Annotated in this window: 26 protein-coding genes; 19 read left to right on the forward strand and 7 right to left on the reverse strand. The window is 70.5% G+C overall.

Going from position 1 to position 24,836, the window contains the following annotated elements; genetic code table 11:
- Positions 1–7 precede the first annotated feature (7 nt).
- Together QSK37_RS37205 and QSK37_RS37210 are read left to right on the forward strand one after the other, a co-directional pair.
- Positions 8–418 carry a DUF4259 domain-containing protein gene (locus QSK37_RS37205; protein ID WP_285630348.1) on the forward strand — a complete coding sequence of 137 codons (411 nt, stop codon included), beginning with the start codon at positions 8–10 and terminating at the stop codon, positions 416–418.
- Positions 419–2,232: 1,814 nt separating this feature from the next.
- A complete protein-coding gene (locus QSK37_RS37210) occupies positions 2,233–3,138 on the forward strand; it encodes a DMT family protein (protein WP_285630350.1) in 906 nt (301 codons plus the stop codon).
- 474 nt (positions 3,139–3,612) lie between these two features.
- Here the strand turns inward: QSK37_RS37210 and QSK37_RS37215 are convergent, their stop codons facing one another.
- Positions 3,613–4,671, reverse strand: a complete 1,059-nt coding sequence (locus tag QSK37_RS37215; RefSeq protein ID WP_285630352.1) for a pentapeptide repeat-containing protein — start codon at positions 4,669–4,671, stop codon at positions 3,613–3,615.
- Positions 4,672–4,728: 57 nt separating this feature from the next.
- On the opposite strand from QSK37_RS37215, the gene QSK37_RS37220 reads away from it, so the two are divergent.
- On the forward strand, positions 4,729–4,917 hold the full coding sequence (locus tag QSK37_RS37220) for a DMT family transporter (RefSeq protein ID WP_285630354.1): 189 nt from the start codon (positions 4,729–4,731) through the stop codon (positions 4,915–4,917).
- A gap of 342 nt (positions 4,918–5,259) precedes the next feature.
- Complete coding sequence (locus tag QSK37_RS37225) at positions 5,260–6,465, forward strand: MFS transporter (RefSeq protein WP_285630356.1); 1,206 nt, start codon at positions 5,260–5,262, stop codon at positions 6,463–6,465.
- 88 nt (positions 6,466–6,553) lie between these two features.
- On the opposite strand, the gene QSK37_RS37230 is transcribed toward QSK37_RS37225, so the two are convergent.
- Positions 6,554–7,492 carry a quinone oxidoreductase family protein gene (locus QSK37_RS37230; protein WP_285630359.1) on the reverse strand — a complete coding sequence of 313 codons (939 nt, stop codon included), beginning with the start codon at positions 7,490–7,492 and terminating at the stop codon, positions 6,554–6,556.
- 80 nt (positions 7,493–7,572) lie between these two features.
- Entirely contained in the window at positions 7,573–8,367 is a 795-nt protein-coding gene (locus tag QSK37_RS37235; RefSeq protein WP_285630360.1) for a GntR family transcriptional regulator, read from the reverse strand.
- Positions 8,368–8,553: 186 nt separating this feature from the next.
- Between QSK37_RS37235 and QSK37_RS37240 the strand changes: the two genes are divergently transcribed.
- Genes QSK37_RS37240 through QSK37_RS37260 form a run of 5 tightly spaced genes read left to right on the forward strand, consistent with a single transcriptional unit; the run spans position 8,554 to position 13,702 of the window.
- Entirely contained in the window at positions 8,554–9,438 is an 885-nt protein-coding gene (locus QSK37_RS37240; protein ID WP_285630361.1) for an FAD binding domain-containing protein, read from the forward strand.
- Positions 9,435–9,935: a (2Fe-2S)-binding protein gene (locus QSK37_RS37245; protein WP_285630363.1), complete on the forward strand. Its 501-nt coding sequence runs from the start codon at positions 9,435–9,437 to the stop codon at positions 9,933–9,935. The genes QSK37_RS37240 and QSK37_RS37245 overlap by 4 nt, the downstream gene beginning before the upstream one ends.
- Positions 9,932–12,298, forward strand: coding sequence for a xanthine dehydrogenase family protein molybdopterin-binding subunit (locus QSK37_RS37250; protein WP_285630365.1), 2,367 nt, complete (start codon positions 9,932–9,934; stop codon positions 12,296–12,298). The genes QSK37_RS37245 and QSK37_RS37250 overlap by 4 nt, the downstream gene beginning before the upstream one ends.
- A gap of 4 nt (positions 12,299–12,302) precedes the next feature.
- On the forward strand, positions 12,303–12,956 hold the full coding sequence (locus QSK37_RS37255; RefSeq protein ID WP_285630368.1) for an SRPBCC family protein: 654 nt from the start codon (positions 12,303–12,305) through the stop codon (positions 12,954–12,956).
- Entirely contained in the window at positions 12,953–13,702 is a 750-nt protein-coding gene (locus QSK37_RS37260) for an SDR family oxidoreductase (RefSeq protein WP_285630370.1), read from the forward strand. Before QSK37_RS37255 ends, QSK37_RS37260 begins: the two co-directional genes overlap by 4 nt.
- 4 nt (positions 13,703–13,706) lie before the next feature.
- Here the strand turns inward: QSK37_RS37260 and QSK37_RS37265 are convergent, their stop codons facing one another.
- The 4 genes from QSK37_RS37265 to QSK37_RS37280 all read right to left on the reverse strand — a co-directional run bounded on the left by QSK37_RS37265 (position 13,707) and on the right by QSK37_RS37280 (position 16,352).
- Positions 13,707–14,597, reverse strand: coding sequence for a hypothetical protein (locus QSK37_RS37265; RefSeq protein ID WP_285630372.1), 891 nt, complete (start codon positions 14,595–14,597; stop codon positions 13,707–13,709).
- Between the two features lies 1 nt (position 14,598).
- A complete protein-coding gene (locus tag QSK37_RS37270; protein WP_285630374.1) occupies positions 14,599–15,273 on the reverse strand; it encodes a pyridoxamine 5'-phosphate oxidase family protein in 675 nt (224 codons plus the stop codon).
- Positions 15,155–15,652: a GNAT family N-acetyltransferase gene (locus QSK37_RS37275; RefSeq protein ID WP_285630376.1), complete on the reverse strand. Its 498-nt coding sequence runs from the start codon at positions 15,650–15,652 to the stop codon at positions 15,155–15,157. The genes QSK37_RS37270 and QSK37_RS37275 overlap by 119 nt, the downstream gene beginning before the upstream one ends.
- Positions 15,653–15,758: 106 nt before the next feature.
- On the reverse strand, positions 15,759–16,352 hold the full coding sequence (locus QSK37_RS37280; RefSeq protein ID WP_285630378.1) for a carboxymuconolactone decarboxylase family protein: 594 nt from the start codon (positions 16,350–16,352) through the stop codon (positions 15,759–15,761).
- Positions 16,353–16,461: 109 nt separating this feature from the next.
- Between QSK37_RS37280 and QSK37_RS37285 the strand changes: the two genes are divergently transcribed.
- From QSK37_RS37285 to QSK37_RS37330, 10 genes are read left to right on the forward strand one after another with little or no spacing between them, the layout of a single operon-like run.
- On the forward strand, positions 16,462–17,766 hold the full coding sequence (locus QSK37_RS37285) for an aromatic ring-hydroxylating oxygenase subunit alpha (RefSeq protein WP_285630380.1): 1,305 nt from the start codon (positions 16,462–16,464) through the stop codon (positions 17,764–17,766).
- Complete coding sequence (locus tag QSK37_RS37290) at positions 17,763–18,290, forward strand: aromatic-ring-hydroxylating dioxygenase subunit beta (protein WP_285630382.1); 528 nt, start codon at positions 17,763–17,765, stop codon at positions 18,288–18,290. The genes QSK37_RS37285 and QSK37_RS37290 overlap by 4 nt, the downstream gene beginning before the upstream one ends.
- Complete coding sequence (locus tag QSK37_RS37295) at positions 18,287–18,532, forward strand: hypothetical protein (RefSeq protein ID WP_285630384.1); 246 nt, start codon at positions 18,287–18,289, stop codon at positions 18,530–18,532. Before QSK37_RS37290 ends, QSK37_RS37295 begins: the two co-directional genes overlap by 4 nt.
- The gene (locus tag QSK37_RS37300; protein WP_285630386.1) at positions 18,532–19,554 is read left to right on the forward strand and encodes a dihydrodipicolinate synthase family protein; all 1,023 of its coding nucleotides are present in this window, start codon (positions 18,532–18,534) and stop codon (positions 19,552–19,554) included. The genes QSK37_RS37295 and QSK37_RS37300 overlap by 1 nt, the downstream gene beginning before the upstream one ends.
- Positions 19,551–20,519, forward strand: coding sequence for a hypothetical protein (locus QSK37_RS37305; protein ID WP_285630388.1), 969 nt, complete (start codon positions 19,551–19,553; stop codon positions 20,517–20,519). The genes QSK37_RS37300 and QSK37_RS37305 overlap by 4 nt, the downstream gene beginning before the upstream one ends.
- Before the next feature lie 21 nt (positions 20,520–20,540).
- Positions 20,541–21,389, forward strand: coding sequence for a cyclase family protein (locus QSK37_RS37310; RefSeq protein ID WP_285630390.1), 849 nt, complete (start codon positions 20,541–20,543; stop codon positions 21,387–21,389).
- The gene (locus QSK37_RS37315) at positions 21,386–22,249 is read left to right on the forward strand and encodes a nitrilase-related carbon-nitrogen hydrolase (RefSeq protein ID WP_285630392.1); all 864 of its coding nucleotides are present in this window, start codon (positions 21,386–21,388) and stop codon (positions 22,247–22,249) included. Before QSK37_RS37310 ends, QSK37_RS37315 begins: the two co-directional genes overlap by 4 nt.
- A complete protein-coding gene (locus QSK37_RS37320) occupies positions 22,246–23,163 on the forward strand; it encodes a VOC family protein (RefSeq protein WP_285630394.1) in 918 nt (305 codons plus the stop codon). Before QSK37_RS37315 ends, QSK37_RS37320 begins: the two co-directional genes overlap by 4 nt.
- A 37-nt stretch (positions 23,164–23,200) precedes the next feature.
- Positions 23,201–24,637 carry an NAD-dependent succinate-semialdehyde dehydrogenase gene (locus tag QSK37_RS37325; protein ID WP_285630396.1) on the forward strand — a complete coding sequence of 479 codons (1,437 nt, stop codon included), beginning with the start codon at positions 23,201–23,203 and terminating at the stop codon, positions 24,635–24,637.
- Positions 24,638–24,648: 11 nt separating this feature from the next.
- Positions 24,649–24,834, forward strand: a complete 186-nt coding sequence (locus tag QSK37_RS37330) for a ferredoxin (RefSeq protein ID WP_285630398.1) — start codon at positions 24,649–24,651, stop codon at positions 24,832–24,834.
- The last annotated feature ends 2 nt before the right edge of the window (positions 24,835–24,836 follow it).

Raw genomic sequence — 24,836 nt, forward strand, 5'->3', positions numbered from 1 at the left:
AATTTTCATGGGGACCTGGGGTGTCGGGCCGTTCGACAGCGATACGGCGGAAGATTTTGTCGATGGATTGGAGAACCTATCAGTACCGCAGCGTATAGAAGTGCTAAGGGCAGCCTTCCGGCGAGCTATCGATGCTGGGGATTCTGAACCTCTTCCGGGGGAGATCATCGCCGCTGCTGCAGTCGTGGCGGCAAATATGCCGGCAGGGGAGACTCTTTCCTGGAATGAGGATTATCCTGGCATTTCGGAATGGCTGGTAAGGCCTATTCCTTCTGACGTGGCGGCGTTGTCTATCCAAGCTCTAGAGGCGGCATTGCCGGCCAATGGATGGTTCTGGCAAAGCTGGATCGACGATGAGGAGAAACGCGAATCGGAGGCCGTAGTAAGCAGAATTAAATCCGTGTTGAGCTCTCAGTGAAGTTGGCTATCGAGTTCATCGGACGGCGTGATCGACTGAGCCGACAGATTCGCTGTCGGTGGTGGTGTGAGCCGCGAATTTCGGACAAGGGTTGCGCGGGCGGCTCGTGACGCGGCCGTCCGGTGGATAACGATCATTGGCGAGCGCTGTGGTCGCTCGGTGGGTGCTCGTATGTCGTGGTACGTGCCATCACAAGGCGACACAGTCCGGTAGCCGAATCGGCGGAGCCGTGGATGAACCGGCACAACCCGACAGCAAGAACACCGATCTAACACGAGAGCAGCGGACTCTTAATCCGCGGGTTCGGGGTTCAAGTCCCTGGCGGCGCACCCGTGCTGAGCTGGGCATTCTCGACCCTGTCGGGAGTGCCCAGTGTGCGTTCTGGGGCGGTTTGCGGCGCGTGGGTGCTCGGTGGGTGCTCGAATGTCATGATCTTGTCGGCCGGGCCCGCTGGCCAGCTTGCGGTGGGCGATAGCGGACCGCCCGAAACCTATCTGTGTCAGCGCCGAAGTTCATGACCGGCCGGATCGTCCGGACCGCACCAAGCGCATCAGACATGGTCCTTCGCATGGGCCCCGTCGACACCGACGGATTGGACACCTGGCTGCTTCTGAACTGGATTGCTCTGGTACGGCGGGCGGTCGCACAGGCAGCGGCACCCCCTGGCCAGCGGTCACGACAATCTCGCTGATGAACCTCTTGCGCACTCGCCAGCATGAGTGGACTGCCCTCACCGTCACAAAAAGTCATCACGATCTATCGCACGTGTAGCGCTTTGCCGAGGAGGTCAACGCCCAGAACGCCGGCCGATCCGCCACGCGGTGTCAACCGCCGGTGCCGCAGTCATCCTGCGTTCCGCGGCCGTCGTCACGACGGTGCGCAGGTTCGGATCCCGTGGGGGATGCTGCACAGATGGGAGCGGGCGTGACCTGCATGTTTACGGCGGTCAGCTAGTGATCGACGGTCGTTTCGCGATCAGTAAGTGAGCACTACCGTGTCAAGGTTGTGCCGATCGTGTGCTGACCTGCGTGTTGTCGAGATGGCGTAGGTCGGCGCCGTCGAATGCTAGTTGTTGGCGCTTGTTCGGGAAGGTTGAGGGACCATGCGTGCTCCCGCCGCTCCCCGCCCCGGGAGGGAGTAAAGGGAGCGCAAACTGGGGGAGCGCGATTGTGACCTGCGGTTCTTCTGGACGTGAGACGACGTTCGGCCGCGATGCACGATCAGCGTCGCCCGCCGTGCAGGGCTATGGCTCTGGTGAATCCGGTCGGGGAACTCGTCCGTTTGGCGGCAGCGCTCGCCCGGAGCCATACAGCGGTGACCTTTAGCCGGCTCGAGGCCGGTATGGACAGAACTTGAGCACGCGGCCGGTAGGGTTCGCCGATCGGGTGCCTATGAGATGCCCAGGCTCACTTCTGCTTGAACCTGCAGGTCAGCGCCCAGGACGCGATTTCGAGCGGTACACGGCCATCCGGCCTCCTCATTCGTCACCGAACAGCATTCTGTTCTAGGGTCTTGTCCGCCGGCGACGTCAGCCGTGTGGCTACGAGATGGCGAAGCGGGTCGCTGCGTTGCGGTGCGGGATCAAAGCCGGCGTTCTTTGGAATCGGCCAACACCTCTGCTGAGATCGAATGCGCGGATATTGGCACGGCGCAGGGGAGGCCCTGCCGCCGGCGGGAGAGGCTCTGGCGGAACTTCTCACCCCTCGTGAGGCGTCCAGCCTTACAAGGGTGGTGATCCGACGCTGCCCACGACGCCGTGTATCCCGTGCGTGGCGCCGCAATCCCCGGTCGGCGGTACACGGACGGAGCACTGAATGATCACAGGTCTGGTGACCGCTGTCGCCGCATCGGCCTGCTACGGCACCGGCTCGGTGCTGCAGGCTGTGGGTTCCCGCAAGTCGGCCCGCAGGGAGGCCGCCGCGATGTCCACGACGGGCATCACCTCCTACGGCGGCCCCAGCCTTCTGTCCACCGCGAAGGCTGCGGTGACCTGGGAGTTCCTGGCCGGAACCGTGCTGGACGTCGTCGGCTTCGGCCTCGGCGCGCTGGCTGCCAGGCTGTTGCCGCTGTTCCTGTCGCAGACAGTGATCAGCGCCAACCTGGTGATCACCGCGGTACTGGGCATCAAGATGCTGGGCATCCGGCTGAACCGGCCCGAGTGGTTCTCCATCGCCGTGGTCTGCTCGGCTCTGGTTCTGCTGGCCGGCGCGGCAGGTCACGAGGGAAGCGGCCGTACCTCGATCTCCACACATTGGTGGCTGCTGGTGGCCTCGGCACTGGTGATCGGCGGTGGCATCGTCGGGGTGCGCTGGCTGGGGGCGAAGGCCGCGATCCTGGCCGGGCTTTTGTCCGGCCTCGGCTTCGGCGCGGTCGGCGTCGGTGTGCGCGTGCTGAACGGCGCGGACCCGATCGCCCCTGGCGCGCTGCTGACCGACCCGGCCCTGTACGCCATTCTGACCGGCGGGGTTGGCGGCATGTACTTGCACACGGTCGCCCTCCAGATCGGTTCGGTCAACGGTGCGACGGCGGCCCTCGTCGTGGGTGAGACGGTGGTGCCCGGCGCCCTCGGCGTCGTCTGGCTCGGTGACGCATCGCGCCCTGGATACGCTTCGGTGGCGATCGCCGGATTCCTCTTGGCCGTCGCGGGTGCCGTAGCGGTCGCGCGGTTCGGTGAAACGGAGCAGGCCATGGCCGGGGCTCCGCTCCCGGAGGAGCTCTGACCTGCAGCGCTCCGGGCGCTCCCGCGAAAATGAAGCTGTGGATTAAAAGTCCACAGCTCTACAAGAATCCCCTGCTCGACGCGCTACCGCGTCCTGCTTCACAGTGCCACTACGTGTTACTTGGTCCACGTTCGCCATGCGCTTTACGGCATACCAGCCCGACGGGGTACCGGGTGCTGCCGGACGGTACCGCGCCATACGAGCACCCGCCGAGCACCCAAACCGGCCGTTGGGCTTGCATGGCTATGCATCGCGCCTGCTTCTGAGGCGACCCCATCTCATCGCCGAGTATGGCCGCCGGTGATGGCGGCGGCCCCCATACGGTGGCCGGGCCAATGGCTCTGCTTCGGGGCAACTGCAACTCATGGCCCGGATCGTCCAGGTCCCGGAGATCGAGAACCATCGGCGCAGCGCCGTCCCGCCCGGGGATGGGCACTAACGAAGTAAGGGCCCCTGACATGCGATCGCCGAATTTCAGAAGCGCGTGCTCTTGTTGGTCTTGGCCGCTTTTCTGATCTGGTCGGGGCTCAGGCCCCGTACGTTTCGGAGGTCGGCGCCCGTCAGGTTTGCTCCGTTGAGGTTCGTCATGTCAAGGATTGCGCCCCTCAAGTCCGCGGAAGACAGGTCCACGCCCCCAAGGTCCGCCATCGCCAGGTCCGCTCCTCTTAGGTTTGTGCCGATCATATATGCATTGTGTGAATTTACTAATCTCAGATCCGTCCTGGCTAGCTTCGCGTGGTGCAGATTTGCATTGTGCGCGTCTGTGTTTTCTAGGCCCGCGTTGGTGAGGTCCGCTCTAATGAGGGTCGCGTTATTTAGGTCCGCCCAGTTCGAGTGTGCGCCGCGCAGGTTCACGTCGCGCAGGCTCGCGAGGCTCAGTTTTGCGCCGCTCAACACCGCGCCTGGTACTTGAATACGATCAAGATTTATTCGATCTGCCGCGTTGGGATCATCCTGATGGATAACGATTGAGAGGGCAGCCTGGACATCAGTGGCGGGCCGGTCAGGCGCTTTGGCTTGCAATTTGGGGGAGTGTTCACGCACGAAAGCATTGAGGACGGCGTAGACCGTATTCCTATCGCGGGGAGAGTCGGTAGCGAGGCGTTCGAGGGCGTAGACGCCGCCAAGGCGGATGTCTATCGCTTTAGAAGCGAGTTGTTCGACCGCCTTCGTGTAACGGTCGGTGATCTGGCCCTGCCCGGTGGTATGTAGAGTGCGGGCGGTGTAAGTCAGGCCAGCTGCTGTGAAGACCACACCGGCGATTACGACCATTCCGGTCGCGGATTGCATGAGAGTCTGTCGCGCCGAACTCACCGCTTCGAGCCGGTCCTTGGGCGTCAGGTCCTTGAGCTCACCCTCATGTAACGGCTGCTGCTCTCCGACCATCCAGCGCGCCACCGGCCCGAGTAGTGCCCAGAAGACCACCACAACGGCCAGCCCAACGCAGGCCATGATCTCTAGCCACAGAATCGGGAAGCCCAGCCGTAATCCAAGCAACCAACCTGCCGCCAGAAATACCGCCGTCCCGACCAACAGGAGGCCGGCGCGCGCGAACCCCGCCGTCGAGCCGGTGATGCCGCCTCCTGGCCCATGGCGGGCCTGGCGTACGCGATGCGCGCACTGCCCGTCGGCACCTCCTACGCGGTCTGGGTGGGCATCGGAACCGTGCCCACGGTGGCCTACGGCATGCTCACCGGCGCCGAAGCCGTCTCGGCGCTGAAGCTCCTCTTCCTCATCGGCATCGTCGGCTGCGTCATCGGACTGAAGGCCGCGCACTGACCTGACCGATCCCCGCGGGTTCCGTACGCCCGCCGGTGCGTCGACCGGGTCGGCCGAAGCGCCCCGTTCCACGTGAAAGTCACCCTCACCGGCTCCCGAGGCCACCCTTGACAGGCGAATCTTGGTCATACAAAGTATGAACTCCTGAATCTGGCGCCCATGTCGCTGATCAGTACCGCTTCGGCAGAGCAGCTCGACGAAGAGCCAACGCACCTCATCGTTCATCGGCCGGTGACGAACCACCCAGGACCATCTCTCCGGAACCCGAGGGGGCCGCCCATGCCCAGTTCCCGTGACTCTCACTCCGCCCGGCCAGCCGAATCCGATGTGCGACGTTGGGCCGTGCTCACCGTCGTGTCGCTCGGCTTCGTGCTCATGACGCTCAACTGGTTCGACATCGCGCCGACCTTCGGCGCGGTGAGCGACGAGTTCCATATGAAGATTCCGCAGGTCGCCCTGCTGATCTCCGCGTTCGTCGCCGGCTACGGGATCTGCCACATCCCGGCGGGCTTCCTGTCCACCCGGCTCGGACTGCGAGCGACGCTCGTCATCGGCCTGGTGCTGGAGGGTGCCGCCGCGATGCTGTCCGGTTTCGCCGGAAACTATGGGCTGCTTCTTGTGCTGCGCATCGTCTGCGGGGTCGGCGCGTCGATCTATGCGGGGATCGGCATCGCCGCGGTGAGCGTGTGGTTCACGGGCCGGCGGCACGCCTTCGCCCTGGGCGTCGTGTCGGCCACCTTCAGCCTCGGCGCCGCGCTGGGCCTGTACGTCTGGGCCGATGTCGTCGGGGCGCTGGGCTGGCGGCACGCGCTCGTCCTCAGCGGGGTGCTCTGCGTCCTGGCCGGGCTCGTCGTGGGCGTGGTCTTCCGGGTGCCGCCCGGCGCGGGCAGCCTCGCGGGAGTCAGCCTCAGCCGCAAGGCGGTCAGGGAGACGCTGGGCAACCCGCTCCTCTGGATGTACGGCGTCGCGTTCCTCGGCGGGTACGGCGCCTACTTCGCCGCCTCGCAGCTTCTGCAGACCTACGGTGAGGACGGACGCGGGTTCGGGTCGGGCGTGGCCGGAGCGGCCGCGCTGGTGATCGGGCTCGCCGGGATCCCCGGCAGCGTGGTCGCGGGCTGGCTCTCCGACCGGTTCGGCAGGCGGCGCCCGGTGGTCGTCGCCATGACCGCGCTGCAGGCCGTCGGCCTCCTGCTCGTGCCGGTGGCGGGCGCGGGCTGGTTCTGGGTCCCCGCATTCATCGTCGGCTTCGCCTTCAACGGCAGCTTCGCCGTCTGGCAGACGGTCCCCGGGGAGGACCGGTCGGTCAGCCCGGAGAACATCGGTACGGCGGTCGGCCTCATGCTGTCGATCACGGCCGTCGGCGGGTTCGTACTCCCGTGGGTGTTCGGGCTGATCGTGCCGGGCGCCGGGTACGCCGTGGCCTGGGTCTTCCTCGGCGTCGCCACCATGGTCTTCGCGCTGGTCGGCCTGGCGGGGCGTGAGCCCGGGACGCGCCCCGCCGAGGAGGGTGTCCGGCAGGGATCACCGGACGCCGTGGAAGCCGCCTGACCCACGAAACGCGCCGGCCCGCCTGACCCATCGGCCGGAGGCCGCTTCGGTGCGTGACGCGCCGAAGCGGCCTCCGCCGTGAGGGCGGTCAGTCCCGTACGGACAGAATGATCTTGCCTAGCGCGGTGCGGGCGAGGATGGCGGCGTGTGCCTCCGCGGTCCGGCCGAGGGGGAGCGGTGTGCCGACCGGCACCCGGACCCTGGCGTCGGCAATCAACGACAGCAGCCCGGCGAGTTCCTCGCGGAGCACGGCGGTCGCGGGCTTGGTGCGGTTGCCGCCCTGGACGCGCAGGCGCTTGCCGTAGAGGGTCCGCGCGTCGAGTGTGAGCCGCCGGTCGGCGCTCGTGCCGAACACCGCGATGCGGCCTTCCTCGGCGGCGGCCTCCATGGCGGCCTGGGTCCAGCCGCCCGCGAGGCCGTCCAGTACGAGGCTCGGCCGGTCGTCGCCGACGGCGGCGGCGAGCGAGTCGGGTGCGGAGGCCGTCACCACCCGGTCGGCGCCGAGCCCGCCGAGTGCCTCGGCCTTCGCCGTGCCGGTCGTGTGCGCGAGCACCCGGGCCCCGGCGTTCTTGGCGAGCTGGACCGCGAACGACCCGACCCCGCCGCTCGCACCGAGCACGAGGACGACGTCATCGGAGGTCAGGCCGCCGGTCTTCAGCACCTCCATCGCGGTCAGGCCGGCCGTCTTCGCGCCCGCGGCCTGGACCGGATCGACCCTCGCCGGCAGCGGAACGACCTCGCCGGCGCCCACTACCACGCGCTCGGCGTACGTGCCGGGGCGTGACCGGCCGACCCCGGGCGCGATCAGGGCGACGCGCGTGCCGTCGACGGTGCCGACGCCCTCACAGCCGGGGATGTGGGGGAACGGGACGGCGTCGCCCAGCTCCCCGCGCGCGATCCAGACGTCGATGGGGTTGACGCCCGCGTAGAGCATGTCGACGACGACCTGCCCTGCCGGGGGCTCGGGGTCGGCGAGGGTGTGGACCCGGGGTTCACCGCCGGGTTCGCGGACGGTTACGGCGCGCATCTCTGCCTCCTTGGAATATGTATGACAAAGATAGCCGACCGTCCGGCGACAATCCCTAGGTACCCGAGGCGAGGGCGAGGTCAGCGGCTGCGGACGAGGCGGAAGCGGATCAGCTCGTCGTCGACGATCTCGCGGGAGTAGGCGACCGGTTCGTTGCCGGACGTGTAGTGGGTCTCGCACAGGACGATGTGCGGGGTCCCCGGCGCCAGGGTGAGCGGGAAGGCGGGATCGTCCGGCGCGACCGAGGGGACGATCTCGACCACCGAGTGGTCGATCTCTCGTCCGGGCCAGGACTGGCTGAACTCGAAGATGGTGTCGGGGATGTCGAACCGCCGTCCCGCGGTGAGCCTGCGGCGCACGTCCTCGCCGACGTACTCCAGGGGGACCTCCTGGAGCAGATGCACCGCCGGCCGCCCGTCGGCGACGATGGTCTTGTCGTGCACGACCATGGCGGTGCCCTCGTCGAGGCCGAGAGCCCGGACGGCCGGCTCGGTGCCGTGGTCGAGGACGTCCATGCGCTCCTCTAGGTGCACCTCGTCGTGGCCCGCCTCCAGCATGCCCCGGAATCCGATGAGCCGGTGCAGCAGGATGCTCTCGCGGCCGATGTGGGGCCGCACCTGGGTGCCGCGGGCGGGCGCCCGGCTGACGACGCCGAGCCGTTCGAGGGTCTGGAGTGCCGTCCGGATCGTGGTGCGGCTGACGCCGAGCTGCTCGGCGAGGTCGGGCTCGTTCGGCAGCCGGTCGTCGGGGAAGCGCCGCTCCATGATCGCTTCGAGGAGCGTGCGGGTCGTCTGCTCGGCCAGTGAGCCGTTGCCGATGCGGGGGAGGACGCCGGGGGCGCCGCGCCCGCCGCGGCGGGGCTGGGGGCCGGGCATGTGACGTCCTCCTCGCCTGCTTCGATGCTTGTCATTCATCATACCGAGTGCGCAGGTGGGCGGGCCGGACCTGGCGCGGATAGCACTCCGTAACATAAATTCGCAGGCCAACCTCTTGCGCTCTGTCATACAGATGACAAAAATACCGAGCCAGTTGCCCGATGTCTCCCCGTGAAAGGGGGTCGTGTGAAGCCGGCGGTGTTCTCGTACCTGGATCCACGAACGCTGGAGGAGGCCCTCGATGCCGTGGGCGAGCACGGCGACGACGCCAGTGTGCTCGCCGGGGGGCAGAGCCTCGTCCCGTTGCTCAACATGCGGCTGGCGCGCCCCGAGGTGGTCGTGGACATCAACCGGGTTCCAGGCCTCGACACGTCGCGGGTCGAGGCCGGAGCGGTCCGGGTCGGGGCGCTGGTCCGCGCCGCGACCGTGGAGAAGGACCCGGCCCTGGCGGACGCGCTTCCCGTCCTGGCCGATGCCGTACGGCACATCGCCCACCCGCAGATCCGCAACCGGACCACCATCGGCGGCAACGTCGCCCATGCCGACCCCTCGTCGGAGCTGCCCGCGGTTCTCGCCGCGCTCGACGGCGCGGTCGTGCTCCGGTCCACGGCGGGGGAGCGCACGGTCGGCTGGGAGGAGTTCTTCGTCTCGGTGTTCACCACGGCGCGGGAGCCGGAGGAGCTGGTGACCGAGGTCGTCTTCCCCGTCCGGCCCGACCTGGAGTTCCGCTGGACCGAGTTCGCCCGGCACCACGGCGACTTCCCGGTGGCCGGCATCTGCTGCGGACTCGACGTCGAGGACGGCGTCGTACGGGCGGCGCGGCTCGCGGCGACCGGCGTCGCGGACCGGCCGGTACGCCTGCGCGAGGCGGAGACCGCGCTCACCGACGCGGCACTGGGCGCCGAGACGGCGCGAGCGGTGGGCGAGCTGGCGCGCCGGGCCGTCGACCCACCCTCCGACGTGCACGGCAGCGGTGACTTCCGGCGAGCGGTCCTGGCCACGCTCGTACGCCGGACGATCGAGACCTGGCCGGACCGGAGCCAGAGGGGCCGGAGAGGAGCAGCGGCGTGAAAGCGGAGACCCGCGAGGTGACGATCTCGGTGAACGGGCAGCGGATGACACGGCGGACGGAGGTGCGCACGCTGCTGTCGGACTTCCTCCGCCACGACCTCGGCCTCACCGGCACCCACGTCGGCTGCGAGCACGGCGTCTGCGGCGCGTGCACCGTCCTGGTGGACGGCGTACCCATGCGCTCCTGCCTGGCGCTCGCCGTCCAGGCCGACGGCCGGGCGGTGGAGACCGTCGAAGGCCTCGCCCCCGAGGGCGAGCTGTCGGAGATGCAGCAGGCGATGCGCGACGAGCACGGCCTGCAGTGCGGCTTCTGTACCCCGGGCATCCTCATGAGCATGCTCGCAGCCGAGCGCGCGGGCGTGTCCTGCGCCGAGGCGTGCGGCGACGTCCTCGGCGGTCACGTCTGCCGGTGCACCGGCTACCAGGGCATCCGCGCCGCCGTACGACGACGCTGGGCGACCCTGCCGGCGGCGCGGGGAGAGGAGACCCCGGCGTGAACCGCCTCGTCGGCGCCCGTGTGGCGCGCATCAACGACCCACGGCTGCTCACCGGCCGGGGGACCTACGTCGACGACATCTCCCTGCCCGGCATGCTGCACGCCGTCATGGTCCGCGCGTCGATCGCGCACGGGCGCGTCACCCGGTTCGACGCCGCCGAGGCCCTGGCCGACGAGGACGTCCATGCGGTGATAACACCGGAGCAGGCGATGGCGCGCACCCGCGACCTGCCGTTGGTGTGGCTGGCCCCGGAGCAGCGGCACACCCACGTGCCGGTGGCCACGGACGAGGTGCGGTACGTCGGCCAGCCGCTCGGCGTGGTCGTCGCGGACACCCGTGCTTCGGCCGAGGACGCCCTCGACGTCATCGACGTCGGCTACGACGAGCTGGACGCCGTAGTGGACGCCGAGGCGGCCCTGGCCGACGACGCTCCGCTGCTCTACCCCGGATGGGGAACCAACGTGGTCGCCTCGTACGACATCGGCGACACCGGTGAGGAGATCGAACCGGTGTTCGCCGGTGCGGCGCACGTGGTGGAGCGCCGGCTCCAGGTGCAGCGCCTGGCCGTCAACCCGATCGAGCCCCGCGGCCTGGTCGCCCAGTGGGACGCGGGCACGGAGTCGCTGACCGTATGGATCTCCACGCAGGTCTCCCACCACATCCGCGACCATCTGGCGATCGTGCTCGGCCTGCGCGCCGACCAGGTACGCGTGATCGCCCGCGACGTGGGCGGTGGCTTCGGCTCGAAGGAACACCTGTACGCCGACGAGGCCCTGGCCTGCCTGGCGGCCATGACGACGGGCCGCCCGGTGAAGTGGATCGAGGACCGTGGCGAGCACTTCGGCGCGACCTTCCACGCCCGCGACGTCGTCCACCGCGCCCGCCTCGCGCTGGACGAGAACGGCCGGTTCCTGGCGATCCACAGCGACATCGTCGGCAACTGCGGCGCGCACGCCTCCAACGTCGGCACCGGACCGTTCCGGATCTCGTCGATCATGCTGCCCGGCCCGTACCGGTTCGAGCGCGCCGGCACCAGGATCCGCGGCGTGGTCACCACCACGACCCCGACCGGCGCGATGCGGGGCTTCGGCATGCAGGAGGCGTCGTGGGTGCGCGAGCGCCTGGTCGACGAGGCGGCCCGCGAACTCGGCGCCGACCCGGTGGAGCTGCGCCTGCGCAACATGCTCGGCCCCGAGGACCTGCCGTACGAGACCCGCACGTACCAGCGCTACGACTCGGGCGACTACCCCGAGGCGCTGCGCCGGGTCGGCGCGGAGATCGACAAGCGCTCGCGGCCGTCGGAGGGCCGGATCCGCCGGGGAGTCGGCGTCGCCACCCACGTGGAGTTCACCGGGCTCGGCCCGTCCAAGATGCAGCAGCTCGTCGGCTTCCACCTCGGCGGGTTCGAGACCGGTGTCGTACGGGTGGAGCCCGACGGCTCGGTGGTGGTCAGCTCCGGCGTGGTCGGCATGGGCCAGGGGATCGAGACGACTCTGGCGCAGCTCGCCGCCGAGCAGCTCCACGTGCCGATGAGCGCGGTGACGGTCCGGCTCGGCGACACCGCCACCGCGCCGTACTCGGCCTCCGGCTCCATCGCGAGCCGGTCGATGGTGGTCGGCGGCGGCGCGGTCGTCCGCGCCGGCGGGCGGCTGCGCGAACGCCTGGTCCGCATCGCCGCCCACCGGCTCGAGGCCGACCCGGGCGACATCGAGGTCGAGGAGGGCGTGTTCAGCGTGAAGGGGGTGCCCGGCAGCTCGCTCACCCTGGCGGAGCTCGCCGGCCACGCCTGGCTCGGCTGGAACCTGCCCCCGGGCGAGCGCGCCGACCTGGAGGAGAAGGACGTCCACGACCCGGAGAACGTCTCCTACTCCTACGCCTCGCACGCCGCCGCGGTCGCGGTCGACCTGGACACCGGCCAGGTGCGCGTCGAGGACTACTGGGTCGTCCACGACGCGGGCACCGTGGTCAACCCGATGATCGCGGACGGGCAGGTGGTCGGCGGCGTGGCACATGGCATCGGCATCGCCCTGCACGAGGAGATGCGCTACGACCCCGCCGGCCAGCCGATCACGACGTCCTACCTCGACTACGTGATGCCCACGGCCGAGGACATCCCCGACATGGACGTCTCCCACCTGTGCACGCCCGCGCCGCACATCCCCGGGGGGATGAAGGGACTAGGCGAGGGCGGCACCATCCTCTCCCCGGTCACCGTGGGCAACGCGGTGGCGGCGGCAGTCCCCGAGATCGCCGAGAAGCTGGTCGAGACGCCGCTGTCACCGTCCCGCATGTGGACCCTCATCCACGAGGCCGGGCTGCACGACGAGGCCGGGCCGCACGACGACCCCACATCGAAGGAGTGAGCCAATGCGGCTGGAGAACGCGTTCGAGGTCCCGGTCCTGGTGAAGGAAGCGTGGGACATCCTGCTCGACGTCCCGCGCATCGCACCGTGCCTGCCGGGCACCGTCCTGGACGGACAGGACGGCGACGCCTACACGGGCCGAGTGAAGATCAAAATCGGTTCGATCACCGCCTCCTACACCGGGACGGCCACCGTGACCGTCACCGACGAGGCCGCCCACACGGCGCGGATCACCGCGTCCGGCAAGGAGCAGCGAGGCGCGGGCCGTGCCTCCGCGCAGGTCGAGATGCGGCTCGTTCCGCTCGACGACGGCACGCGGGTGGAGGTGGCCACCGAGTTGTCCATCACGGGCAAGGCCGCGCAGTTCGGGCGCGGCATCCTCGCCGACGTCTCGTCCCGGCTGATCGACCAGTTCGCCGCCAACCTCGCCAAGGAGATCACCGCCCCGGCCGCCGAGCCCGCCGAACCGGAGCCCGCACTGGCTCCAGCAGCGTCGGCTCCGGCGGCTCCGGCGGCTCCGGCGGCGGAACCCGAGCCGTTCGACGTGCTCGGCGCGGTCATGGCGGGCCGGGCGCGCACCTACGTCCAGGCCGCCGCGGCCCTGCTGTTCGCCCTGGTGGTCGGCCTGCTTCTCGGCCGCGCGACCCGCGGCAAGTGACCGCGGACAGCCGCGCGCCCCGCTCGGTGCTGGTGACCGGGAGCGCCTCTGGCATCGGCGCCGCGGTCGCGCGGGCGTTCGCCGCGCGCGGCGACCACGTCGTGGGCCTCGACCTGACGCCGAGCCCGGCCGCCCACGTCTCGGTCACCGGTGACGTACGCGACCCGGAGGTGCACGAACGCGCCGTACGCGCGGCCGGGGAGGCGGTCGGCGGCCTGGACGTGCTGGTACCCAACGCGGGAGTGCACGACGGTGAACTCGGCCTGGACGCCGACCCGGCCGAACTCGCCGAGCGGACCCGGCGAGTCCTGGAGGTCGACGTGCTCGGCTACGTGCTCGCGTTGCGAGCGGGCGCGGCCGAGCTGGTACGGGCCAGGGGCTGCGTGGTGATGACGCTGTCGGACGCGGCGCACTTCGTGGGCGACAACCACGCGGGCATCGCCTACACGGCGGCCAAGCACGCGCTCGTCGGCGTCCTGCGCTGGGCGGCCAACCGACTCGCGCCGGACGTACGCGTCAACGGAGTGGCACCGGGCGGCATCCCGACCGGCCTGCGCGCGGCGAGCGGCGCCGAGGTCTTCACCGACCCCGCCGCGGCCGCGGCGGGCGTGGCCGCCCTGAACCCGCTGGGCGCGGTCCTGGACGCCGTCGAACTGGCCGAGTCGTACCTGTTCCTGGCCTCACCCGCGGCCCGGGGAATGACCGGGGAGATCCTCCGCGCCGACGGCGGCCTCTCCGTCCGGTGAGTCGCTACCACAGGAAGACGCCCTGCTCTTCCTCGCAGCAGCGTTCGATCCACTGGAGCAGGCCGGACCGCCACGGATCGTCCGCCTCGGCGAGGAACTCTTGGAACGACGGGATCGGCTGGTAATGGCGGATCTTCCTGTTGCCGGGGAGGTTCGCGTCCAAGACGCGGGTGAGCCGTACGCGCAGCTCGTCGGCCCGATGGATCTCCTCGTAGGCGGGCGCCCGCGCCGGGTCGGCCTCGCCGTGCCGGTCCTTCCATTCGCTCCAGCGCGGGGCCGGTCGCACGGCGGGCTCGGGCAGGGCGGCAAGGTGTTCCCGCAGTTCCACCAGCGCGGGCTTTGACGCCCAGGCGTTCGTCCGCTCTCTGGTCGCCTCGGCGGTGCCGACGAGCACGTCCCACCCGTGCCGTACCCGCGCGCTCACGTCATGGAGATAACGCGCCAGCAGGTACGGGCGGTGGCGGCCGGAGCGGACCGCCTCGAGATGTTCCGACCACCGCTGCCGGGGCAGTTCCTCGGGCAGCCATGTCCTCAGGGCGTCCGCCCGCCATTCCGGTGGCAGCAACGGATGGAGGCCCAGCGCGGAGAACCGCCAGGATCCCGGGAACCCGTCCCAGTCGATGTCCTTGGACCAGCTGTCGGTTCCGGCCACGTGGAGCCGCTCGTCGAGCGCCGCCACGACGCGGCCGTACCGCTGCCGGGTATCGCCGCCGGGCTGGATCCGGCCCGGGAATCCCTCATCGTCCCACCAGCCCGGCTGTTCGGGGCGTTCCGGCGGCCCGGCGAGGTGGAAGTGCACCGGCCAGGCCAGTTCGGCCTGTTCGTGGATCAGGCGGTGCAGCTCGTCTCGATCGGCCCCGCCCCGGATGCGCATGCGGTACCAATCGACCCCCATGTCACGTGCTCTCGCCGGTGAGCTTCGCGACGTCGGGGGCGAAGACGGTCATCCAGTGCGGGTGCAGCCGGTAGAAGACCACGTCGTTGTCCCAGTCGAACGCGTCGTCGCCGTAGAAGTCCTTGAAGTACGCGAGCAGATCGGGCCAGTCCGCGGCCGGCTCGCCGTCCTCGGGGTTGAGGATCTCCACCTCGCCGTGCGTGAACACGCCCAGGTCCTCGCCGCGCATGTGCGCGACGCTGGCGGCCGGGCGGGCGGCGAGGTGACGGGCCTTGGCGGCACCGCGTGCCGTGCCGAAGTGCCACCTGCCGTGCAGGAAATGCCCGTCCGCGCCGCTGACCCGCGGCTCGCCCTTCGCCGTCACGGTGGACAGGGCGAGCGTGCACATGCCGGTGAGGACTTGCGTGAGCTGCTCCGCGGTCAGGGTGCGCTCGGTGTTGATGATCGAGCGGAGGTGGGCGGTGGAACGGGACAGGGACGCGTCGAGCAGGTCCTGGAGCTCGTTGAGTTCTTCCGGCGTTTCACGCAGCCGGTCACTGTAGCCAGGGTGGGCCCGGCTACTGGAGTGCCAGGTCGCGCTGGTACCAGGTGCCCGGCTTACCGCCGAGGTCCGCCGGATCGGCCGGGCCGATGGGGACGAACCCAGCCTTGGCCAGCACCTTCTGAGACGCGGCATTGCCGTGGGAGGTGGCCGCCCTCAGCGTGCGCAGGCCGTACCGCACCGCCGCCAGCCGGCACAGCTCCCGTACGGTCGCGGTCGCCACGCCGCGCCCCGCGACGTGCTGCGCGACCCGGTAGCCGAGTTCGGCCGCGCCGTCCTCGACGAAGATCAGGTTGAACCGGCCCAGAACCGAGCCGTCCTGGGCGACGAGCACATGGAAGGCGCCGTGGCCGGCCTCCTGCTCGGCCAGCAGGGCGTCGTGCCGGTCGGTGAACCGCTCGAAGAACTCGTCGCCGCGGTCGGAGATCGAGGCGGCGAAGTAGGCGCGGTTCGCCAGCTCGAAGGCCAGGACCGCCGGGGCATGGTCGGCACGCAGCCGCTCCAGCTGAGGCACTGCGCGACTCTACCCGGCCAGGCCGCTCAGGTGCCGAGCCGTTCGGCGGGGAAGAGATGCTCGACGCCCGGGAAGCCGAGATGATCGGCTGGTGCTCCCGCGCGGTTCAGCCGAAGACCGGTGGCTCCCCGGCGGGCAGGGGAGTACGGAGCGTGCGCAGAGAGAGCGCCAGCAGGTCGTAGTAGCCCACCAGGACGAGTAGCTCGTAGAGACGCTCGGTGCCAAGGTCGGCGGTCGCCCGCGTGTACGGCTCGTCGTCCAGGTCGCGGTCGGTCAGCAGGGCGCGGCAGACGGCGCGGACCGTTCGTTCGGCGGATGTCAGGCTCGGGGCGTCCGCGCCGGACCTGAGCGCGGTCAGTTCCTCCTCGGTCAGCCCGGCGGCGCGGCCGACGCGTTCGTGGGCGTACCACTCGAAGTCGCTGTGCCGTACGACGGCGACCTCCAGGATCGCGATCTCGCGCCAGCGGGCGGGCAGGGCCGTGGCATACCGGATCGCCGATCCCAGCCGCTGGAGCGGGCCGCCGACGCCCGGGGCGGTCAGCATCGCGTTGAACGGGCCCTCCAGGCGCCCGCCGGTTCCCGTCAGACGGAACGCCTGCGGCCCCGCCGCTCGCGGGCCGCCCGCGATCTCGTCGTAGACGGCGCGGCGTTCGGGGTCCAGTGCCGCCGGGTCGTACCAGGGGACGCGTCCGTGGGTCATCGGCTCCTCCGTGAATCTCTGTCATACAGAACCAGCGTCGCTCGCTTGACTTTTGTATTACAGAAGACAAATACTCTCAACCAGCCACTTCGACGAGGGAGGTGAACCCGTGGCCGATGCCGACAGCGACGTCACGGTGCCGCGGCGGGTCTGGGCCGACGGGGACGTGCACAAGCGCGAGCTCGCCCGGATCTTCCGGACGTGCTGGCAGTTCGTCGCGCACGACAGCGAGATCCCCGAGCCCGGCGACTACGTGACCCGCCGGATCGGGCGTGACTCGGTCATCGTGACCCGCGACGAGACCGGCCAGGTGCGCGTCCTGCTCAACACGTGCCGGCACCGCGGTGTGCCGCTCTGCCGGGCGGACCGCGGCAACACGTCGCACTTCCGGTGCAGCTACCACGGCTGGACGTACGCCAACACGGGCGAGCTGCGAGGGGTCACCTTCCAGCGCGACGTGTACGGGCAGGGCGGGATCGACAAGAGCGAGCTCGGCCTCTTCCAGGCCGCCCGGGTGGACACGGTGTACGGCCTGGTGTTCGCCACCTGGGACCCGGAGGCGCCGTCGCTCGAGGACTACCTCGGCCCGATGCGCTGGTACCTGCACACGGTCTTCGGCAAGTTCGACCACGGTCTGGAGGCGGTGGGCCCGCCCGTACGGACGATGGTGCGGGCCAACTGGAAGCCCGAGGGGGAGAACCTCTCCGGCGACGGCTACCACACGTTCGTCACGCACCAGAGCGCGGTCGAGCTCGGGCTGTTCGCGTCACAGGACGACCTCGCGCGGATGGCGGCCGTGGCCGGGCCGCGCTTCACCGGGCGGACCGTCCACTGCGGCAACGGGCACACCATGCGGATCCAGCGGATGCCGCTCACCGTCGACGCGCCCGCCTACTTCGGCTACCCGCGCGAGATGTGGGACGAGTTCGACCGCAACCTGTCCGAGGCGCAGCGCGAGGCGCAGTCGTGCCTGTCGGTCGGGCACGGGTCGATCTTCCCGAACATGTCGTTCCTGGAGAACTTCAAGACCAACGTCGACAAGCAGGGCGACCACGCCCGCTACATCCGCGTCACGCTGCGGTACCCGCTCGGCCCCGCGATGACCGAGCAGCTCTGGTTCCTGCTCCAGCCCCGGCACGCCGACCCCGAGTGGCGGCGCCTGTCGCGCCTGGCGTACCTGCGCACCAACGGGCCGGCCGGGATGTTCGAGGTGGACGACACCGAGAACTTCGTCGGCATCACCGAGGCCGCCGCCGGTGACGTGGCCGCGGACCTGCCGATCGTGCTCGACGGCGGCCGGCACCACCCGCCGACGCCGGAGGAGGCGGGCTGGCCGGGCGACGTCGCCGACGGCGACCGCACCGAGAAGACCATCCGCGCCTTCCACGGCCGCTGGCAGGAGCTCATGTCATGACCGAGACGACACTGGCGCCGCCGGAGGTCCAGGCCGAGGCCGCGCTGTTCCTCGCCGTCGAGGCCGAGCTGATCGACGACCGGCGGTACGCCGAGTGGCTCGACGTCGTCGCCGACGACTTCGTCTACACCGTGCCCGTACCGGTCACGCCGGACAGCCCGTTCGCGCCGCACCACGACCCCGAGGCGCTGCTGCTGGACGAGTCCAAGGAGTCGATCCGGCACCTGTGGTTCCGGCGGCTGGAGGCGGACATGCACGAGTTCGCCTGGGGCGAGAACCCGCCGCCGCAGTTCCGGCACTTCGTCAGCAACGTACGGGCGCGCGAGACCGGTGAGCCGGACGAACTGCTGGTGCGCTCCAACGTGCTGCTCATGGGCCGCCGGCAGTCCGACCAGCCCCGGTACATCACGGCCGAGCGGTTCGACACGCTCCGGCGCACCCCGGCGGGGCTCCTGCTGGCCCGGCGCCACGCCGTACTCGACCAGACCGTGATCGATTTCCCCCAGCCGAGGGTCCTGCTGTGAGCGATGAGAACGACGCGCTGATCGTCGCCAATGAGTTCGCGGCCGTCGCCGTACGCAAGGTGGCCACGCGCAACGGCGAGCGGCTGGAGATCCGGTCGCTGGGCAACGAGGCGTACGTCATCCGCCTCGACGCGCTCGCCCTGGAGGCCCTCACCTGGTCCGACCCGCTGACCGTCGGGCGGGGCCTGGAGACCCCGCTCGGCCCCGAACCATCCGCACCCGGAGAGAAGGAGAGCAAGTGATGGCCAGGTACGCGCCGGGCGAGGCGCGCGAGTGGGCGCTCGACTCGCTCGCCGGGTGCGCGGGCTGCGTCCAGCCCACGTTCACCGCCGACCTCGCCGGCCTCAACGAGGAGGCGATCCGGCACGACGTGCGGATCGAGAAGGAACACGGCATGTCCGCCGTCCTGCTGGTGTCGGAGTCCGGCACCACCCAGGAGGAGATGCGCCGTTTCGTGGAGATCGTCGCCGACGAGGCCGGCGAGGACCTCGTCACGATCCTCCAGGCGTCACAGCCGACGCTCGCCGACACGCTCGCCTCGGTCGAGCACGCGGCGACCGCGGGCGTGGACCTGGTGATGCCGTCCTACCCGCTCTACTTCAACCCGCCGTCGGTCGACGACGTCTTCCACTTCACCAAGGCCGTCGCGGACGCCTCCGACCTCGGCGTGATCATCTTCGCGATGGACCAGTGGAACTTCGGGCGGCTGCACGCCGCCGGGTTCCCGCTCTCGCTGCTGACCCGCATGGTCGACGAGATCCCCGGCGTCGTGGCGATCAAGAACGAGGTGGGCGGTCCCGGCGTCGGCGGCATCGCCGCGGTCTTCGAGGCGCTGCGCGACCGGGTGGTGGTCACCGACCCGCTGGAGTTCAACGCGCCGGCCTGGATCGCGAACTACGGCATGCGGTTCATGGGCACCTCGAACTACGAGTGCATGGGCCCGGCCGTGCCCCGGATGCTGCACCTGCTGTCGGACAAGGCCACCTGGGACGAGGGCATGGAGCTGTACTGGCGGCTGCACCCGGTCCGGAAGGCCAACGCCGCCGTCTGCACCCCGCTGGTGGCGGGCAGCGGCCTGGTGCCGCGCATGCACTGGAAGTACCAGGGCTGGCTGGTGGGCTACAACGGCGGCCCGATCCGGCAGCCGCACATGCGGGTCAGCGCGGCGCAGATGGCCACGCTGCGCTCGGCGGCGGTCGCCGCCGGGCTGCCCGTCACCTCCGACGACGACGAGCTCTTCTACGCCGGACGGAACCCCCGATGAGCGCCGCGACCGAGGCCGTCCTGCTGCTCGACGGCGACGACGTGGACGCGCTGGCGTCGGTGGAGCTCGGCCTGCGCGCCGCCGAAGAGGCGGCCCGGGTCGGTGCCATCGTCACGGGACGGGTCCAGGTGAACGGGCCGAAGGCGTGGACGCGCATCCTCGTCGGCGTCGTCTCCCCGCTGGACGTCATCGGCTACAAGCAGTTCCACCGGGTCGGTGACCACGTGCGGTACCACGTGCACCTGTTCCGCGAGTCCACCGGCGAGCCCATCGCCATCGTGGACGGGCGCCGCATCACCTCGCTCCGTACGTCCTCCACCGCCGCGGTCGCCGCCCGGCACCGCCTCGGCGACCGGCCCGTACGCCTGGGCGTGGTCGGCTCGGGCGAGGAGGCCTGGGAGGGGCTGCGCGCGCTCGCCGGCGCGCTGAACGTGGCGTCGGTGGACGTGTTCAGCCCGACCGAGGCGAACCGGCGCCGGTTCGCCGAGCGTGCCCGCGCCGAGTTCAGGCTGGACGCCACCGCCGTCGGCACCTCTCCGGAGGCCACGCGCGACCACGACGCGGTGTACGTCGCCACCAGCTCGCACCACACGCCGTTCCTGACCGCCGAGCAGGTTGGCGGCGTCGGGTGGCTCGGGCTCATCGGCTCCACGATGCCGGTCCACCGCGAGGCGAAGGGCGAGGTCTTCCTCCGCGCGGGAGAGGTCGTCATCGACACCCCCGACGCCGCCCACGAGTCCGGCGACTGCGTGGAGGCCAAGGAGCTCGGCTGGGACCCGGCCGGCGCGGTCCTGCTCGGGCCGTACCTCGACGCGTCTCCCGGCGACCCCGGCCTGACCCTCTTCAAGTCCATCGGCAGCGTCGAGCAGGATCTCGTCCTGGCGCTGCATCTCGTCCACGCGGCGCGTGAGCGGCGGAGCGGACGGGAGATCCCGTCCGTCGCGAGCCTGCGCGTCATGCGCTGAAGCACCCAAGGAGAAATTTCGATGAACGTCGTCGACCTCACCCACCCGTGGGGCATCCACACGCCCGGCTGGGTCGGCTACCCCGGCTGCAAGATCTACTACACCCAGACCCTGCAGACGAACCGCATCGTCTCCCAGCGCATCGAGACCTCGCTGCACACGGGGACGCACCTGGACGGGCCGATGCACGCCGCTGACGGCGGCGCCGACATGGCCTCGCTGCCCCTGGACAAGCTGCTCCACGAGGGCGTCGTCGTGGACGTCTCCGACCAGGTCGGCGACTGGGACGTGATCAAGCCCGAGCACATCACCTCCAAGGTCGAGGTGAAGAAGGGCGACATCATCATCATCCACACCGGGTTCCACCAGTACTACACGGGCGGGCCCAAGCAGGACCTGGTGCGCTACTTCGGGATGCACCCGGGCGGCGGCGTGGAGCTGGCCAAGTGGATGCTCGACATGGAGATCCGCTGGTGGGGGATTGACGCCGGCTCCGGCGACCACCCGATCAACACCACGATCCGCCACATGCGCCCGGACCTGACCCAGCGGTTCGAGGAGCACGTCGGGATGTCGGCGCTGGAGTACTTCGGCGAGTACGAGTACGTCCACCACCTGTCGGGCCGGCAGGTCAAGGAGGACCTGTTCCCCATGCACTACCTGGCGTTCCCCGGCGGGTGCATCCACGCCGAGAACGTCGGTGGCGACCTGGACGCCGTCCTGGACCAGCGGGTGGTCATCGGCGCGTTCCCGTGGAAGATCGAGGGCGGCGAGGGCTGCCCCTGCCGGATCATGGCCTTCACCGACCTGGGCAAGAACGAGGTCGTCGACGCCGTGGCCGGCCGGGAACTGCCCTGCCCGAGGACGTGACCACGCTGGGGGCGGCGGGCGTCCAGATCGCCGCCACCCCGCTCGACCCGGCCGCCAACGCGGCGGCCGGAGCCGCGGCGATCGTCTCCGCCGCCCGCGCGGGGGCCGGGCTCGTGGTCCTGCCCGAACTGCTGAGCACCGGATACGTGCTCGACCGTACGGCGTTGGCGGGCCTGGCGGAGAGTGTCGCGGCGCCGGGGGCCTGCCTGCGGGCATGGTCGGCCGAGGCGGCCCGGCACGGCGTGACCGTCGTCGCGGGGTTCGCCGAACGCGACGGCGACCGGCTCTTCAACTCCGGCGCCGTGATCGACCGGTCCGGGCGGATCGCGGGCGTCTACCGCAAGCTGCATCTCTTCGGGGCCGAGCGCGAGGTGTTCGCCCCCGGCGACCGCGGCCTGCCGGTGTTCGCCGTGGACGGGCTGCGGATCGGCGTCATGATCTGCTACGACCTGCGCTTTCCCGAGGCGATGCGGATCCTCGCCGTGCGCGGCGCCGCGGTGGTGGCGGTCCCGACCGCGTGGGTGCGCGGCTTCGACCACGCACGTCACGGCGCCCGGGTGCCACAGGTGGACGGCGTGCTCGTCCAGGCCAACCTCAACCAGGTCGCCGTCGTGTGCGCCGACCAGTGGGGCGAGCAGGCGCCGCACACGTTCCTCGGCCGCTCGCTCGTCGCCGACCCGTACGGGCTGCCGGTGGCCGGGCCGCTGGGCGCCGAGGGCGACGGCCTGGCCCTCGCCCCGATCGACCTCGACGAGATGGCGCGGGCGCGCGACCGCGCGGTCGGCAGCCCGGTCCGCGACCGGCGCACCGACGTTTACGCCGCCGACCTCGGCTACCTCTCGAACGGAGGAGAGACATGAGTGAATGCAGGATCACCCACGTCCGCTACGTCGGGCTCGGCGTGCGGGCCTTCGACCGGCAGGCCGGCTTCTACCAGGACCTGTGGGGCCTGGTGCAGGAGGACTCCGAGAGCGGGGTCTCCTACCTCGCGGCGCCCGGCTCGGCCGACCCGTACGCCCTGCGCCTGCGCAAGGCGGACGACGACCGGGTCGACGTCGTCTCGTTCGCCGTTCCCGCCGCCGGCGACGTGGACTGGTACGCCGAGCGCCTGATCGCCCGTGGCGTCCCGATCGTCTCGGGTCCCGCGCTGCTCGGCACCGCCGGAGGCGGCTATGGCCTGCGGTTCCACGATCCCGACGGGCGCACGCTGGAGATCGCGGCCGGCGTCGCCGCGCGGACGGCCCGCGAGGTGGCCGAGCGCGAGCACGTCCCCACCGGCCTGTCGCACGTCGTGCTCAACAGCCCCGACCTGCCCGCGATCACCCGGTGGTACGCCGACACGCTCGGGTTCGCGGTCACGGACTACCTGGAGGACGTCATGGTCTTCCTGAAGAGCGCGACGGACTTCCACCACTGCCTCGCCTTCGCCCAGGGGCCGCACGTCTCGCTCAACCACGTCGCGTACGAGACCCGCGGCCTGGACGAGTACCTGCGGGCGACCGGGTCGATGATGCGCGCGGGCGGCGACCTGGTCTGGGGCCCCGGGCGGCACGGGCCCGGCGACAACACCTTCGCCTACTTCTGCGACGAGAGCGGCTTCGTCGCGGAGTACACGACCGCGCTGGAGCGGATCACCGACTTCGAGGCCTGGGTGCCTCGCGTCTGGAAGCGCGTCCCCGAGGAGTCCGACCAGTGGGGCACCGCCTGCGTGCGCCGGCCCGAGCCGTTCGTCGGCCGTCCGGACCCCGGTCTGTGGACGCCGCCGCCCTTCTGATCACCCGCGAACCGACCAACCACAGGGGGGACTGAGCGTGAAGCTGTTCACCGGCTCCTACATCGGCGGGCGCTGGCGTCCGTCGGGCGACGGGTCCGCCGTCCGGGTAGACGATCCCGCGACGGGCGAGGCCATCGCGGAGATCGCCTCCGCCACCGTCGACGACTGCCTCGAAGCGGTCGAGGCCGCCGCCGAGGCGCTGCCGCGCTGGCGCGCCACACCGCCACGGACCCGCGCCGAGGTCCTGCGCGGCGCGTTCGAGCTGATGGTCCGCGAACGCGACCAGATCGCCGAACTGATCGTCCGTGAGAACGGCAAGGTCTGGGCCGACGCGCAGTCCGAGGCGGACTACGCGGCCGAGTTCTTCCGCTGGTTCTCCGAGGAGGCCGTGCGCGTCGGTGGCGACTTCCGCATCGCGCCGAACGGTGACAAGCGCATCCTGGTCACGCATCAGGCCATGGGCGTGAGTGTGCTGATCACCCCGTGGAACTTCCCGGCCGCGATGGCCACCCGCAAGATCGGACCGGCTCTCGCCGCGGGGTGCACGGTCGTGCTCAAGCCCGCCGCCGAGACGCCCCTCACCGCGCTCTACCTCGCCGACCTGCTCGAACGTGCGGGAGTTCCGTCCGGCGCGGTGAACGTCGTGGTGCCGGACCCGCCCGCGGCCGCCGTACGGGCCATGCTGCGTCACCCGGCGGTGCGCAAGCTGTCCTTCACCGGGTCCACCGAGGTCGGCCGGGTCCTCCTCCGAGAGGCGGCGGACCAGGTGCTGAGCTGCTCGATGGAGCTCGGCGGCAACGCGCCGTTCATCGTCTTCGAGGACGCCGACCTCGAGGCCGCCGTCGCGGGCGCGATGGTCGCCAAGATGCGCAACGGCGGCGCCGCCTGCACCGCCGCCAACCGGTTCTACGTCGCCGAGGCGGTGTACGACGCGTTCGTGACCGCGTTCGGGGCCGCCATGGACGCCCTCGCGCTCGGGCCCGGCACCGACCCGGGCAACACGCTCGGCTCCCTGGTCTCGGTGGCCGAACGCGACAAGGTCGCCGCCCGGGTCACCCGCGCGGTCGAGCAGGGCGCCACGGTACGCACCGGCGGCGCCGTCCCGCCCGGGCCCGGCGCCTTCTACCCGGCCACGGTGCTGTCGGGCGTACGGCACGGCGACGATGTCGCGGCATCGGAGATCTTCGGCCCGGTCGCCCCGGTCATCGCCTTCGGCCCGCAGGACGATCCCGTCGCGTGGGCCAACGACACCGAGCTCGGGCTCATCTCCTACGTCTACACCGGGGACCTCGCGCGCGGCATCGCCGTGGCCGAACGCCTGGAGTCGGGCATGGTCGCGCTCAACCGCGGCGTGGCCTCCGACCCGGCCGCGCCCTTCGGGGGCGCCAAGCAGAGCGGCCTGGGACGCGAGGGCGCCGCCGAGGGCATCCGGGAGTTCCTGGAGGAGAAGTACATCGCCCTGGACCTGGCATGAAAGGCATGACAATGAAGATCACGGTTGATCCGGCCCGCTGCCAGGGATACGCGAACTGCGTCGCCGCGGCACCGGACGTCTTCGACATCGACGACGTCACCGGAAAGGTGGTGCTCCTCCGCACGGAGGGGGACCCCGGCGAGATTCGCGAGGCGGCGCGCGCCTGCCCGGTCGCCGCGATCAGCGTGGAGGACTGAGC

It is taken from the genome of Actinoallomurus iriomotensis, from assembly GCF_030269445.1.
Classification (GTDB): Bacteria; Actinomycetota; Actinomycetes; order Streptosporangiales; family Streptosporangiaceae; genus Actinoallomurus; species Actinoallomurus iriomotensis.

Bases quoted from the DNA above. Each gene is read 5' to 3' on its own strand.
- QSK37_RS37205 (WP_285630348.1), top strand. From the start codon at position 8: ATGGGGACCTGGGGTGTCGGGCCGTTCGACAGCGATACGGCGGAAGAT.
- QSK37_RS37210 (WP_285630350.1), top strand. From the start codon at position 2,233: ATGATCACAGGTCTGGTGACCGCTGTCGCCGCATCGGCCTGCTACGGC.
- QSK37_RS37310 (WP_285630390.1), top strand. From the start codon at position 20,541: ATGAACGTCGTCGACCTCACCCACCCGTGGGGCATCCACACGCCCGGC.
- QSK37_RS37270 (WP_285630374.1), bottom strand. From the start codon at position 15,273: ATGCCGCGTCTCAGAAGGTGCTGGCCAAGGCTGGGTTCGTCCCCATCG.
- QSK37_RS37220 (WP_285630354.1), top strand. From the start codon at position 4,729: ATGGCGGGCCTGGCGTACGCGATGCGCGCACTGCCCGTCGGCACCTCC.
- QSK37_RS37265 (WP_285630372.1), bottom strand. From the start codon at position 14,597: ATGGGGGTCGATTGGTACCGCATGCGCATCCGGGGCGGGGCCGATCGA.
- QSK37_RS37320 (WP_285630394.1), top strand. From the start codon at position 22,246: ATGAGTGAATGCAGGATCACCCACGTCCGCTACGTCGGGCTCGGCGTG.
- QSK37_RS37255 (WP_285630368.1), top strand. From the start codon at position 12,303: ATGCGGCTGGAGAACGCGTTCGAGGTCCCGGTCCTGGTGAAGGAAGCG.
- QSK37_RS37305 (WP_285630388.1), top strand. From the start codon at position 19,551: ATGAGCGCCGCGACCGAGGCCGTCCTGCTGCTCGACGGCGACGACGTG.
- QSK37_RS37290 (WP_285630382.1), top strand. From the start codon at position 17,763: ATGACCGAGACGACACTGGCGCCGCCGGAGGTCCAGGCCGAGGCCGCG.
- QSK37_RS37235 (WP_285630360.1), bottom strand. From the start codon at position 8,367: ATGCCCGGCCCCCAGCCCCGCCGCGGCGGGCGCGGCGCCCCCGGCGTC.
- QSK37_RS37230 (WP_285630359.1), bottom strand. From the start codon at position 7,492: ATGCGCGCCGTAACCGTCCGCGAACCCGGCGGTGAACCCCGGGTCCAC.
- QSK37_RS37330 (WP_285630398.1), top strand. From the start codon at position 24,649: ATGAAGATCACGGTTGATCCGGCCCGCTGCCAGGGATACGCGAACTGC.
- QSK37_RS37280 (WP_285630378.1), bottom strand. From the start codon at position 16,352: ATGACCCACGGACGCGTCCCCTGGTACGACCCGGCGGCACTGGACCCC.
- QSK37_RS37300 (WP_285630386.1), top strand. From the start codon at position 18,532: ATGGCCAGGTACGCGCCGGGCGAGGCGCGCGAGTGGGCGCTCGACTCG.